At 64.1% G+C, this 12,576-nt stretch carries 12 protein-coding genes; 7 read left to right on the top strand and 5 right to left on the bottom strand.

What is annotated here, in order from left to right; translation table 11 throughout:
- Positions 1-3: 3 nt before the first annotated feature.
- On the bottom strand, positions 4-1,515 hold the full coding sequence (locus PV375_RS03040; RefSeq protein ID WP_442903922.1) for a protein adenylyltransferase SelO: 1,512 nt from the start codon (positions 1,513-1,515) through the stop codon (positions 4-6).
- Between the two features lie 202 nt (positions 1,516-1,717).
- Between PV375_RS03040 and PV375_RS03035 the strand changes: the two genes are divergently transcribed.
- The gene (locus PV375_RS03035; protein ID WP_201521132.1) at positions 1,718-3,091 is read left to right on the top strand and encodes an NAD-dependent succinate-semialdehyde dehydrogenase; all 1,374 of its coding nucleotides are present in this window, start codon (positions 1,718-1,720) and stop codon (positions 3,089-3,091) included.
- Positions 3,092-3,223: 132 nt separating this feature from the next.
- Here the strand turns inward: PV375_RS03035 and PV375_RS03030 are convergent, their stop codons facing one another.
- Positions 3,224-4,168: a LysR family transcriptional regulator gene (locus PV375_RS03030; RefSeq protein WP_332106074.1), complete on the bottom strand. Its 945-nt coding sequence runs from the start codon at positions 4,166-4,168 to the stop codon at positions 3,224-3,226.
- Between the two features lie 68 nt (positions 4,169-4,236).
- Here PV375_RS03030 and PV375_RS03025 point away from each other — a divergent pair, with 68 nt between their 5' ends.
- Positions 4,237-5,733: an aminotransferase class I/II-fold pyridoxal phosphate-dependent enzyme gene (locus PV375_RS03025; RefSeq protein WP_332106073.1), complete on the top strand. Its 1,497-nt coding sequence runs from the start codon at positions 4,237-4,239 to the stop codon at positions 5,731-5,733.
- Here the strand turns inward: PV375_RS03025 and PV375_RS03020 are convergent.
- Both PV375_RS03020 and PV375_RS03015 read right to left on the bottom strand, forming a co-directional pair.
- Complete coding sequence (locus PV375_RS03020; protein WP_332106072.1) at positions 5,730-6,395, bottom strand: HAD-IA family hydrolase; 666 nt, start codon at positions 6,393-6,395, stop codon at positions 5,730-5,732. The genes PV375_RS03025 and PV375_RS03020 overlap by 4 nt on opposite strands.
- A complete protein-coding gene (locus tag PV375_RS03015; protein ID WP_201518844.1) occupies positions 6,392-6,562 on the bottom strand; it encodes a hypothetical protein in 171 nt (56 codons plus the stop codon). Before PV375_RS03015 ends, PV375_RS03020 begins: the two co-directional genes overlap by 4 nt.
- Positions 6,563-6,735: 173 nt before the next feature.
- Between PV375_RS03015 and PV375_RS03010 the strand changes: the two genes are divergently transcribed.
- From PV375_RS03010 to PV375_RS02990, 5 genes are all read left to right on the top strand, one after another.
- Positions 6,736-7,623, top strand: a complete 888-nt coding sequence (locus PV375_RS03010) for a class II glutamine amidotransferase (protein ID WP_332106071.1) — start codon at positions 6,736-6,738, stop codon at positions 7,621-7,623.
- A 61-nt stretch (positions 7,624-7,684) separates the two neighbouring features.
- Positions 7,685-8,131 (top strand): FAS1-like dehydratase domain-containing protein, encoded by a 447-nt coding sequence (locus tag PV375_RS03005; protein WP_332106069.1) that lies wholly within the window; start codon positions 7,685-7,687, stop codon positions 8,129-8,131.
- On the top strand, positions 8,128-8,556 hold the full coding sequence (locus tag PV375_RS03000; protein WP_201615007.1) for a MaoC/PaaZ C-terminal domain-containing protein: 429 nt from the start codon (positions 8,128-8,130) through the stop codon (positions 8,554-8,556). The genes PV375_RS03005 and PV375_RS03000 overlap by 4 nt, the downstream gene beginning before the upstream one ends.
- A complete protein-coding gene (locus tag PV375_RS02995; protein WP_332106068.1) occupies positions 8,553-9,599 on the top strand; it encodes a UDP-N-acetylmuramate dehydrogenase in 1,047 nt (348 codons plus the stop codon). Before PV375_RS03000 ends, PV375_RS02995 begins: the two co-directional genes overlap by 4 nt.
- A gap of 6 nt (positions 9,600-9,605) precedes the next feature.
- Complete coding sequence (locus tag PV375_RS02990; RefSeq protein ID WP_332106067.1) at positions 9,606-10,373, top strand: hypothetical protein; 768 nt, start codon at positions 9,606-9,608, stop codon at positions 10,371-10,373.
- Between the two features lie 902 nt (positions 10,374-11,275).
- Here the strand turns inward: PV375_RS02990 and PV375_RS02985 are convergent.
- Positions 11,276-12,472, bottom strand: coding sequence for a pyridoxal phosphate-dependent aminotransferase (locus tag PV375_RS02985; RefSeq protein WP_201518527.1), 1,197 nt, complete (start codon positions 12,470-12,472; stop codon positions 11,276-11,278).
- Positions 12,473-12,576: the final 104 nt, after the last annotated feature.

Raw genomic sequence — 12,576 nt, 5'->3', positions numbered from 1 at the left:
CGCCTAGGTTCCGCAGAACGTCCGGTAATAGCGGGCGAAATCGACGGCTGCGGGCTGCGTGAACCGCTCGCGATCAGCGCCGCGCTCAGTGAACGGGTCGGTCACCGCTTCGAGCAGCGCAAAAAGCTCCGCAGCATCTCCAGCGGCAGCCCCCTGCAGCGCTCGCTCAACGGCATGATTGCGCGGAATCACCACCGGATTCACGCGCCGCATCAGCGCTGCATCCGGCTTCAGATCACCCCAGCGCTGCAGCCAAGCAGCGAAATCGGCGTCGTCATCGGGTAGCAGGGGGTCAAGCGGTTTGCGGTCGCCGGCCGCGGCGGCGGTGAGTGCCCGGAAGGTGTTCGTAAAATCGAGCCGGTGCCGCTCCATCAGCTGCAATAGCTGCGCTGTGAGTGAGTTCGGCGGAAGGCTTGGGTCACAGGATGCAAATGATCCTTCCTGGGTGTCGGATATTCCGCTGAGCTCATCCTTACGTGCCGCCAGACCAAGTTTTTTGGCCATGCCGCCAAAAAACTGCTGCTCATACTGGTCGGCAAACTCGGCGAGCGCTGATTGCGCCAATTCAACCGCCCGGTTGGTGTCATCATCGAGCAGGGGCAGTAGCGTCTCGGCAAATCGGGCCAGGTTCCACTCAGCCATTGCCGGCTGGCGGTTGTAGGCATAGCGGCCCGCGGTGTCGATCGAGCTGAACACTGTGGCTGGGTCGTAGCCGTCCATGAAAGCGCAGGGGCCGTAATCCAGGGTCTCGCCACTGATGGTCATATTGTCGGTGTTCATCACGCCGTGAATGAAGCCGGTCAGCATCCACTTCGCCACGGTGTGTGCCTGCGCGCTAATTACCGCGCGCAAAAGCCCCAGATAGGGGCTGTCAGCTGTGGCAAGTTCGGGGTAGTGCCGCTCGATGGCGTAGTCGGCGAGCCGCTGCAGCAGCGCGCGGTCGCCGCGTGCGGCCGCAAATTGAAACGACCCCACGCGCAGGTGGCTGGATGCGGTGCGCACGAGCACGGCGCCGGGTTCGCGACCGTGGCGAAACACCGGTCGCCCGGTCGTGAGCACCGCGAGCGAGCGGCTGGTTGGCACTCCGAGTGCATACATGGCCTCGCTCACGATCAGCTCGCGCAGCATGGGGCCGAGTGCCGCTCGGCCGTCGGCACCGGCTCGGGAAAACGGTGTGGGACCCGAGCCCTTGAGATGCACATCAACCGGCCCATTCGTGGTGTTGAGTTCGCCCAGCAGCAGTGCCCGTCCGTCGCCGAGCAGCGGTGAGAAGCCGCCGAACTGGTGTCCGGAATATGCCTGTACCACCGGTTGAGTGGCCGCATCCAGGCTGGCGCCGGTGAGCCAGCGAATACCGTCGGCCGAGGCGAGCCAGTCGGCATCTAGGTCGAGTTCGTGCGCGAGCGATTCGTTGAGCACCACGAGCTGCGGTGACGGGCAGGGCTCGGCTTGCCAGGGATGCGAAAGCTTGGGCAGGCGGTCGGCGAACTGGTGGGTGAGGGGTATTGGATGCATGAATATCGGGATCTTCTCAGCGTGCGGCACCGTTGTTGTGTAAGCGTAGGACGCGGTACTGATCACCCGATCAATCCAGGCGACATGCTCGGGATGCATCGCCTTGAATCCCCAGGAACGGGCCCGTAGACTGCCCACGGGAAGTAATAAACGGGTTTCATTTCGAGTCCGATTCAACGAAGAAACAAGGAGACAAGTAGAAATGGCCAATTTCGCAGTCATCAACCCCGCGACCGGTGAGACGGTCAAGGAGTACCCCAGCGCAACCAACCAGGAGATCGAGGCTGCGCTCGCGAGCGCCCAGTCGGCCTACCAGAACTGGTCGCGTAAGACCACCGTCGCCGAGCGTGCCAAGCTCGCTCAGCGCGCCGCAGAACTCTTCGAAGAGCGCAAGGAAGAGCTCGGCGCCATCATCAACCGCGAGATGGGTAAGCCGCTCGACCAGTCGGTCGGCGAGGCAGAGTTCTCGGGTGCTATCACCGAGGCGTTCGCCAAGAACGCTGAAGAATGGCTCGCTGACGAGCCGCTCGAGGTTGAAGACGGCCTCAAGTCGTTCTTCCGCTACCAGGGTCTCGGCGTGATCCTCGGCATCATGCCGTGGAACTACCCCTACTACCAGGTCGCTCGCTTCGCGGTGCCGAACCTCATCCTCGGTAACACCGTCATCCTCAAGCACGCTAGCCAGTGCCCCGAGTCGGCACTCGCGCTGCAGCAGATCTTCCTCGACGCCGGCTTCCCCGAGGGTGCCTACGTCAACGTCTTCGCCGACCACGACCAGCTTTCGACCATGATCGCTGACGACCGCGTGCAGGGCGTCTCGCTCACCGGTTCGGAGCGTGCCGGTGCGATTGTTGCCGAGCAGGCCGGTCGCGCACTCAAGAAGTGCGTGCTCGAGCTCGGTGGTTCGGACGTCTTCCTTGTGCTCGACACCGATGACATCGACTACGCCGTCGAACACGCCGTCGGCGGCCGCATGGAGAACACCGGTCAGGCTTGCAACGGCTCGAAGCGCATCGTCGTCATGGACAAGTACTACGACGAGTTCGCCGAGAAGTTCACCGCCGCTATCGGTGGCCAGTCGTACGAGAAGGGCGACTTCGGTCCGCTCTCGTCGGATGGTGCCACCAAGACTCTGACCGAGCAGGTCGGCCGCGCTGTTGAGCAGGGCGCTGAGATCCTCGTTGGTAACAACGAGCCCGAGGGCAACGTCTACACCCCGACCGTCATCGGCGGCGTCACCCCCGACATGGACGTCTACAGCCAGGAGCTGTTCGGCCCCGTGGCTCAGCTCTACAAGGTTTCGAGCGACGAAGAAGCAATCGAACTGGCCAACTCGTCGCAGTACGGCCTCGGCTCGATCATCATCTGTGACGACCTCGAGCGCGCTGAGCAGGTTGGTAACCAGCTCGACGTGGGCATGGTCTTCATCGGCGGTGCCGGCCTCGAAGGTCCCGACGTGCCGTTCGGTGGCGTGAAGAAGTCGGGTTACGGCCGCGAGATGGGTCGCGTGGGTATTCTCGAGTTCGCCAACAAGAAGCTGTTCCGCTACGCGGACCGCACTGGCGCAGCCGAGTAACGACGCGAACCGCTCGCGTTCTCACTGACGCAGCTGTCGACACGGTGGGCATCGACTTCGGTCGGTGCCCACCGGCGTTTTTGCCGACATCTCACGGCTGGTCTCGCCAGTTCGCGTGTGGTCGGTGTGCGACTATTCGGCCGGCAGGTGCTCGGCGCGGAACACCTCACCGGCTGCCTGGCGCAGGGCTGAAATCACCGCGGCAATGGCTGGGTCGCGACGGCCGGTGGCAATCACCGTGTCACGGTGCAGCAGCGGCTCAGTGAACGGCAGCAGGCGCAGCCGAGGATCATCCGCAGCCACCACCGATGCCGGTACCGCAGCCACAAAAAGCCCCTCGGCAACCAGCTGCAAAATCACCCGATAATCATCCGAGCGCATCCCGACCCGCTGCGAAAAGCCCGCCATTTCACAGCGGCGAGCGATCTCGCTATCCACCGGGTCGTGATCGGATGCACCAACCGCCCAGCGGTCGGCAGCAAAATCACTCAGCTGCACTGCGGTGTTATTCGCGTGCGGATGATTGCTGGGGGTGGCCAAGAGCATCGGCTCGCTGCGCAACAATCGCAGAGTGTAAGCACTGTTGCGATTGCTGGTGCGCGGCCCCGCGGTAAACAGCACGGCGATATCGAGGTCGCCGGCTTCAAGCCCCGCGCGCAGCGAAACGGTCTCATCAAGTGAGACCACCAGATCGATTCCCGCTTCAGTAGCGAGCTGCACTGCGGCCGGAATGAGCCCAGCGGCAGTGGGGAAGACCCCGAGTCGCACGCGCTGGGCGCGGTGCTCGAGCCAGCTGGTGGCCAGTTCGCGAGTTTCAGTGTTGAGGGTAAGCGTTCGCTGAGCCTGCTGCGCGACGATCAGACCAAATTCGGTGAGCTTGGAGCCGCGCGGGTGACGTTCAAGCAGTTTGCCACCCAGGCTCGCCTCGAGTCGACGCAGGTGATGGTCGGCGGTGGGGTGTGACCAGCCGAGCCGAGACGCGGCTGCGGCCACCGAGCCAAACTCGGCCACGGCTGCCAGGGCCAGCATCCCCCGCAAATCGAGCAGCGCATCCGGTGACTTCTCATTAAGTTCCATAGCGACTATGAGGCTACTTGCCGATGATGCCATTCTCAATGCCAAGCTCAATGAATAACGTAACCGTTATGACGCTTGCATTTTCATCGGTGCCCGGCGGCGACGAAGCCGTAACTGAAGGCGCCCCCTACGCGCGAGCCCTCAACCGGCTCGCCAAGGCCTCGACTCTCTCGTTCTACGTCCCCGGACACGGTGCCACCAGTGATGGCGCCGGTTCATCACTCGCCGAATACTTCGGTGACCGTGCGGTCGAACTCGACGTGCCGCCGATGATCGACGGTATCGACCTGGGTGAAAACTCGCCCCGCACACAGGCCATGGAGCTTGCCGCCGAAGCCTGGGGCGCCCGCCGCACCTGGTTCCTCACCAACGGATCGACACAGGGTAACCGCACCGCGGCCCTGGCCATCCGCTCGCTCGGCCCCGACATCGTGATGCAGCGCAGTGCGCACTCGAGCTTCGTTGACGGTGTCATCCTGGCCGGCCTCAACCCCACCTACGTGCAGCCCACTATCGACACCGAGCTCGGCATCGCCCACGGCGTCACCGCCGAATCGGTGGCAGCGGCAATGGATGCACACCCCGGCAACCCCACCGCCGTATATGTCGTATCGCCCAGCTACTTTGGTGCCGTCGCCGACATTCCCGCCATCGCCGAGGCCGTACACGCCCGCGGCGCGGCGCTCATCGTCGACTGTGCTTGGGGTGCACACTTCGGCTTCCACCCGGAGCTTGCCGAATCACCGCTACGCCAGGGTGCCGATCTGTCGATCATGTCGACCCACAAACTCACCAACTCGCTCACCCAGTCGGCCATGCTGCACCTGGGCCACGGCGAATTTGCCGACCGTCTCGAGCCGATCGTTGCGCGCGCCCACGCCATGACTGCATCCACGAGCGAATCATCGCTGCTGCTCGCCTCGCTCGATTTGGCCCGCCGCGACCTCGTAAATGGCGGCGACCACTATGAAGAGTCGATCGCCAACGCCGCTCGCGCCCGCGAACTCCTGCGTGCCGACGGACGCTACCCGGTGGTGTCAGACAGCTTCGACCGCTATGACGACATCGTCGGCCAAGATCCGCTGCGCATCCCCATCGACGTGCGCGCAACCGGCCTCGACGGCCACGCGGTGCGCAACCAGCTCGCCAATAAGTACGGTATTTACGTTGAAATGGCGACCGCCTCGACCATCGTGCTGGTGATCGGCTTCGGCAAATCGCCTTCGATCGAGCCGGTTATTAAGGCACTCGACGAAATGACCGTTCCGGACGGCGAACGCTTCGCGGTGTCACTGCCACAGCTGCCGCCAACCGGCCCGATCCACAGTCTGCCGCGCGAGGCATACTTCTCGGAGGCTGAAATCGTGCCGGCACACGAGGCAATCGGACGCGTCTCGGCAGCATCGCTCGCGGCATACCCGCCGGGCATCCCGAACGTGCTGCCGGGTGAAGAGATCACCGCTGAAGTGGTTGACTTCCTGCAGGCATCGGCCGCCGTGCGCGGCGGCTACGTGCGCGGGGCGGCCGACTCGGCCGTGCAAACCATGATGGTTGTGCGCGACTAGTCAAACGCAACTGAAAAGCGCCCCGGATCGTGGGTTGTTCGCACACGCACCTGATCCCAGTGTGTGATGCGCGGCAGCCCGCGAGCCTCGTTTCCGGCAAAATCACCCACCACAACGCACTCGGCCCCGGCGGCGGTAGCTGAGGCCAGGCCCGCGGCCCCATCCTCAAACGCCAGCAGCTCAGATGTGGGGAGCCCCAGCGCGGCAGCCCCGCGCAAAAATGGTTCGGGATGCGGTTTGCCCCGCTCAACCGACTCAATAGTCACCCGCGGCTCCGGCATCGGCACCCCGGCAATTGCGAACCGGCGCCGCGCCAGCTCCAGCGGAGCCGAGGTCACGATCGCCATCGGCAGCCCCAGCTGCTGGGCGCGGCGGATGAACGCGGTGGCACCCGGCACCTCGACAATGCCTTCGGTGCGGCGCAGCCCCTCGTGCTCAACCCAGTCGCACCAGCGCTGCTGAGTGGCCGCATCCGCATCCGGAATTGCCCGTCGCACAGTTGAAATCGTTGGCAGGCCGTGCGAATAGCTCAAAATCTCCCGCGCATCCAGATCATGTGCGGCAGCAAACTCGCCCCAGATCGCCTCAACCAGAGGCGTGGAATCAACCAGCGTGCCGTCCATATCCAGCAGCACGCCGCGTACCAGAACCGTCTCGGTCACTTCCTTAACCGGTTTCGACGCAGGGTGCGCAGCACAATCGCGCCAAAAAACACGGCCACGATAATCCCGCCAACCCACCACATCACGGTGTCGCCGACGCTGGCGCCGTGAGCCGGGGTATCCGTTTCGGCCGCAGCCAAAAGCGACCACCACATTTCATTTGCCATAGCGTTTCCATCCTTGCACTAATACGCGGCAACGTCTCGGTGAGCGCGGGCCAGATCTGCACGGGGCACAGAGCGGGGCACAGATTGTGACCCCAAGTTGCCCGTATCCCCGCCCATAAACCCGTTCAATGCAACAATTGGGGCACCGCGCAACCGCGCCCGAAGGAAAAACAATGTGCCGACTCTTTGCCTACGCCGCCCCCGTCGAAACCACGGTGGGTGAGATGATTGGTGTGAGTAACGCCGAAGCCTTCCAGCAGATGACCACGATCCACAACGACGGCTGGGGAAGCGCCTGGCTTGCCGCCGGGCCCGGCGAAACCGTGCCCGAGGTGGAATCGGTTCGGGTATCGACACCCGGCCAGCACGATCCGATGCTCAGCTCGGCACTGCTGTCGGTGCCCTCCTATGCGCGCCTGGTGCACCTGCGGCTCGCAACCGACGCACACAAGCGCACAAAGACCAACACACACCCGTTTGTTGCCGACGGAATTGCCTTCGCCCACAACGGCTCGATCACCCCGGTCGAAGGATTCGACGAACTTCTTCCCGAACCGTGGCAGCAGGGCATCGAGGGCAGCACCGACTCAGAACGCTATTTTGCATTCGTGCGGCGCATGATCGCCGAAAGCGACGGCACCGTGGCCGACGGTTTGACCCGTGCGGTGCGAGAACTACGCGCCAAATTCCCAACTGCGAGCCTCAACGCTGTGCTGCTCACCGAAGACGAGCTGCTCGTGGTGCACGCAAACTCAACCGCGATGGTCACCGACGAGTCGTTCCGCGCCTGCGGAATCGACCCGACGCTGCTGCCAGCCGACCACGCCCACGACTACTACAAACTCGCCATGCTGCAGCTGGCCGACGGTACAACAGTGTTCTCATCCACGGGAATCGACCTGGCCGGCTGGACACGCATCCCCGACGACACCATCACCCGCATCGACCTAAACACCCTCGAACTTTCGCAGCGCAAACTCTTCGGCGGCCGCGAAAGCGCCTCGCGCAACGAGCGGGCCGCGCTCAACGACCGCACGATCTTCGAACTCGCCCGCCGGTAGCATCCCGATTGCATCCCAAGATTCAGCAGCTTGCGCGCCGGCACTCGTTAGGGTGGGATGCGTGAGTGTGAATCCTGATCTGGCCGGTCGACGCTACCGGCTCAATGAGCCCTATCAGGTTGGTCGTGAACACGTACGCGAATTTGCCCGCGCCGTATTCGCCACCAGCCCCATCCACTTTGACGTTGCCGCAGCACGCGCGGCAGACTACGCGGATGTAGTTGCGCCAACAACCTACTCGGCAGTGCTGCAAGACCGCGCGATGCAGCTCATGCTCGCCGACGAGCTTGTCGACTTCGAACTCAAAAACATCGTGCACGGCGACGAACGATTCACCTTTACGCGACAGATCGTCGCCGGTGACGAGCTCACGGTCGAGCTCGAGGTGACAAATGTGCGCGCCCTCGGCGCCAACGGCATGATTTCAGCGACCACCACGGTGACCGATCAGCGCGGCGAAACCGTGCTCACCGGTGCCGCGACGCTCGTAGTGGGAGGCAGCAAATGACCGGTATCGATCTCACCACCGCGGCCGTCGGCGATACTGTCGCCGAACAAACCCTGCACTTCACGCGCGATTCGCTCGTGCGCTACGCGGGTGCATCCGGTGACTTCAACCCCATCCACTACCGCGACGATATTGCCGCTGAGGTTGGGCTGCCGGGCGTGCTGGCCCACGGGATGCTCACCATGGGCGCCGCGATTCAGCCGCTTATTGCCGAGCTTGGCGACCCTGGCCGCGTTGTCGACTACCAGGTGCGGTTCACAAAACCGGTCGTGGTCGATCCGGTGACTGGCGCCGACGTACATGTAATCGCGAAGGTTGCCCAGCTCGCCGACGAGGACGGTATTGGTCGCATCGATCTTGAAGTCAGCTGCGATGGCGTGAAGGTGCTCGGGAAATCGCAGGTGCGCGTGAGGTTTGCTGCATGACCACCTTTGCCGAACTCACCACCACACAGGTGTCGGATGCGACCGCGCAGCTCGTGGCGCCGGCCAGCCGGGATGCGCTCGCGGCCGAATATCGGCGCCTGGTCGAGGCGGACGAACCATTCCTCGTGATTGGCGGCGGCTCGAACACGATCGTGTCCGACAGCGGATTCGGCGGTGAGGTGCTGCACATTTGCACTTCGGGCATTGAAGTAGCGGATGCTGGCGACGGGGTGTTGGTAACCGCCGAAGCGGGTGAGTCGTGGAGCAAACTCGTTGACCGCACCGTTGCCGACGGGCTCAGCGGCATCGAGGCGCTCGCGGGCATTCCCGGCACGGTGGGTGCCGCGCCGGTGCAGAACATTGGTGCCTACGGGCAGGAACTTGCCGATGTGCTGGAGCGCATCGAGGTGGTTGAGGCTGAAACCGGCGAGATTCGCTGGGTGTCCGCGAGCGAGCTCGGGCTCGGTTATCGCACTTCGGCGCTGAAGCGGCGCGAGTTGCGCGCTCTGGTGTTGCGTGTGGTGTTGCGTTTGCAGCGGGTGGGGGATGCGGCGGGTGCCGCGGTTCGCTACGCGCAGCTCGCAAAAGCTCTCGGGGTTGAGCTGGGTGACCGGGTGCCGGTAGCGCAGCAGCGGGATGCGGTGCTGCGGCTGCGTGCGAGCAAGGGCATGGTGCTTGATCCCGGCGACCCGGATACGCGCTCGAGCGGCTCGTTTTTTGTAAACCCGGTGGTGCATCGCGAATTTGTGGTGGACCTGCCGGAGGATGCGCCGCAATTTGATGCGGGTGCGGATGAGGATGGTCGGCCGCTGGTGAAACTCTCGGCGGCCTGGCTGATCGACCATGCCGGGGTGAAGCGAGGGTTTGCTCTACCGGGTTCGGGTGCGGCGATTTCGTCGAAACACACGCTCGCCATCACGAATCACGACGGGGCAACTGCCGGACAGATTGCTGAGCTCGCGCGCTTTGTGAGGGCCCGGGTGATGCAGGAGTTTGGGGTGCTGCTGGTTCCCGAACCAAACCTCATTGGTCTTGAGGTGTAGTGACGGGTGCGCGACTACGACTTCCAGCCGCCGGTGCCGGTGTATCCACCGGAAGCGCAGGATGCGCAGCGGGTGGTGCGGCTGCGGCGGCCAGTGGGTCTGCTCATCCTCACGGTCGTTGCCGCGCTGACTGTGGTGGGGCTGGGTATCGCCGCGGTGGTGGCCGGTGGGCGGGTGGCGCAGCCCGCGGCTGCTCCCACCGGGACGCCGCTGCGCTTCGGTGACGAAACTGACAGCACCGATACCCGTACACCGCTACCGACCACGACTCCCGAACCGGTGCAGCCGGGAACCCTGGTGCCGATCACGATGAACGCGCAGTTCACGCAGGGGCTCACGGTGGTGGAGCCGCAGTCGCGCGGTTGGTCAAAGCAGGAAATTCTGAACCGTCCGGGGCAGTTGACCCTGAACGATCCGGGGTATGCGGCCCGGTTTGAGCTGTGGCAGACGGGGCTTTACACCTCGGCGCAGTCGGATGAGTCGCTCACTGAGACACAGCTGTTGCGCATCGGTGATGAGTGTTTAAGCCAACTGCAGAATGTTGGTGAGCCGGAGGTGTACGTGCTCCGGGGTCGTGACGGCACCAAGCTTGAATTGCTGGGGCAGCGGGCGGTGCAGTGCGATGGTGGCGAGATCGTGATGTACGAGCGGTTGATGCCGCACTCAGGCACCCGCATCCATATTGTGCTGTGGTCCGAGGGTGGCGAGGGCGCGGTGGCGGCTAACGCTGAGCTGCAGCGGCTACTGCGCGAAACGAGCTTCACGATTCCGTAGCGCGCGGATGAGTGGAGGGCGCACGTCTGCGCCCACGTCTGCGCTCACGTCTGCGCTCACGTCTGCGCTCACTTCTGCGCTCACTTCTGCGCTCACGTGGCCCCGCGCGCGCTCGTTCGCTTCGCTTCGCGCCTCCCGCCCCGCGCCGCTTCGCGCCCCGCGCCGCTTCGCTCGCTTCGCGCCCGCCCGCCCCGTCGCGGCGCCGTTTCCCGCTCACGAGCCGGATCTGTGTGTGTTCGCGTCATTTGTACGTGCTCTGCCACACACAAATGACGCGAACCCACACAAATGGGCGTGCAGAGGTGGACGGGTGCGGTGAGAGGAGGCGGGGCGCGCCGCAACGCTGCGCTCCTGCTCCCCGTCTGTTCGGGTACACCGCGGGTGCTCGAGTACACCGCTATGGCGGTGTCCCTCAGTGATTGCGGTGTCTTTGAGCGCAGCGTGGGTGTGCACGCTAGCGGTGTGGGAGCACCACACGCTCGCCAGTGCTAGCGGTGCCATTTCGCGCAGTTCTGCCACGAAGTGGCACCGCGATCGACTAGTGGCACCTGTATGCCGGTGCCATTTGTGAGTTGCGGTGCCATTTCCCGTAGGGAGGGGTTCAGGGGGGGGCGGCGCCCGCCTGTTCGGGTACACCGCGGGTGCTCGAGTACACCGCTATGGCGGTGTCCCTCAGTGATTGCGGTGTCTTTGAACGTTCGCGGCGTGCAAAGGTGCGGGTGCAAAGGTGAGGGGGCAGGGGGATGCAGAGGGATGCAGAGGTGAGGATGCAGGGGGATGCAGAGGGGTACAGAGGCGCGGATGCAGAGGGGCGCGGCGCGGGGCGAGCCAGCGGCACCGTGCAGATACGGCGAGGGCCCCGATCGTGATCGACCGGGACCCTCGCCTCAAGCAAACGCGAGTTAGCTGAACAGATCGCGGATGCGGCGCACACCCTCAACGAGCTGCTCGTCGCCGAGCGCATAGCTCAGGCGCACATAGCCCGAAGGTCCGAACGCCTCACCGGGGACGATCGCCACCTCGGCCTTGTCGAGGATGTAGTCGGCCAGTTCAAGCGAGGTGTTGATCTGCTTGCCGTCGTACTCCTTGCCGAGCAGTTCGGTCACGTCAGCGTAGACGTAGAACGCGCCCTCGGGGGTCGGCACGCGGAAGCCCGGCACCTGGCTGAGCTCTTCAACCATGAGCTTGCGGCGACGGTCGAAGGCGACACGGAACTCTTCGATCGGCTCCATCGGGCCGGTGAGCGCGGCGATAGCGGCACGCTGCGCGATGTTGTTCACGTTGCTGGTGAGGTGCGACTGCAGGTTCGCGGCACCGGCGATAACGTCTTCGGGGCCGATCATCCAGCCCACACGCCAACCGGTCATGGCGAACGACTTCGCGACACCGTTCACGAGGATGCAGGTGTCGGCGAGCGCCGGAACTGCCTCGACGATCGAAGTGGCCTTAGTGCCGCCATAGGTGAGGTTCTGGTAGATCTCGTCGGCGATCACCCAGACACCGTTTGCGAGTGCCCATTCACCGATGGCGCGGGTCTCTTCGGGGGTGTAGACGGCGCCGGTGGGGTTCGAAGGCGAGACGAACAGCATGGCCTTCGTGGCCGGGGTGCGAGCGGCTTCGAGCTGCTCGACGGTGACCTTGTAGTCCTGGTCGGCGCCAGCAAACACCTCGACGGTGGTGCCGCCAGCGAGCTTGATGACCTCGGGGTAGCTAGTCCAGGCCGGGGTGGGGAGCAGTACCTCGTCGCCCTCACCAACGATGGCGTTAATGGCTTGGAATACCGACTGCTTACCGCCGTTCGTGACGATAATGCGGTTGATCGGCACCTCAAGACCCGAGTCGCGAGCGGTCTTGGCTGCGATCGCTTCGCGCAGCTCGGGCAGGCCGGTGTTTGCGGTGTACTTGTGGTTCTTCGGGTCGCGTACGGCTTCGAGCGCCGCGTCAATCACGTGGGCCGGGGTGGCGAAGTCGGGCTCACCGGCGGCGTACGAGATCACGGGGCGTCCCTCGGCTTTGAGCGCTTTGGCTTTGCCATCAACTTTCAGGGTTGCGGAGGGGGCAATGGCCGCGATGCGCGGCGAGAGTCGGTTAGCAGACATGCCACCAGATTAACCCCTTATGAATGTGGTTCGCAGGGATGCGGCTGGTTAGCCAGACAGTTTTCAGGGCATCGGTGATTGGTTCCTGGATGCGCGGCCGGCCA

The sequence above is a fragment of the Gulosibacter sp. GYB002 genome (assembly GCF_036577665.1).
Taxonomy (GTDB): domain Bacteria; phylum Actinomycetota; class Actinomycetes; order Actinomycetales; family Microbacteriaceae; genus Gulosibacter; species Gulosibacter hominis.
This window is presented reverse-complemented; position numbering and strand designations above follow the sequence as displayed.

What these genes read in the sequence shown, in the direction of transcription:
- PV375_RS03000 (WP_201615007.1), top strand. Translation starts at nt 8,128, where the DNA reads ATGACCGGTATCGATCTCACCACCGCGGCCGTCGGCGATACTGTCGCC.
- PV375_RS02985 (WP_201518527.1), bottom strand. Translation starts at nt 12,472, where the DNA reads ATGTCTGCTAACCGACTCTCGCCGCGCATCGCGGCCATTGCCCCCTCC.
- PV375_RS03040 (WP_442903922.1), bottom strand. Translation starts at nt 1,515, where the DNA reads ATGCATCCAATACCCCTCACCCACCAGTTCGCCGACCGCCTGCCCAAG.
- PV375_RS02995 (WP_332106068.1), top strand. Translation starts at nt 8,553, where the DNA reads ATGACCACCTTTGCCGAACTCACCACCACACAGGTGTCGGATGCGACC.
- PV375_RS03030 (WP_332106074.1), bottom strand. Translation starts at nt 4,168, where the DNA reads ATGGAACTTAATGAGAAGTCACCGGATGCGCTGCTCGATTTGCGGGGG.
- PV375_RS03015 (WP_201518844.1), bottom strand. Translation starts at nt 6,562, where the DNA reads ATGGCAAATGAAATGTGGTGGTCGCTTTTGGCTGCGGCCGAAACGGAT.
- PV375_RS03025 (WP_332106073.1), top strand. Translation starts at nt 4,237, where the DNA reads ATGACGCTTGCATTTTCATCGGTGCCCGGCGGCGACGAAGCCGTAACT.
- PV375_RS03035 (WP_201521132.1), top strand. Translation starts at nt 1,718, where the DNA reads ATGGCCAATTTCGCAGTCATCAACCCCGCGACCGGTGAGACGGTCAAG.
- PV375_RS03010 (WP_332106071.1), top strand. Translation starts at nt 6,736, where the DNA reads ATGTGCCGACTCTTTGCCTACGCCGCCCCCGTCGAAACCACGGTGGGT.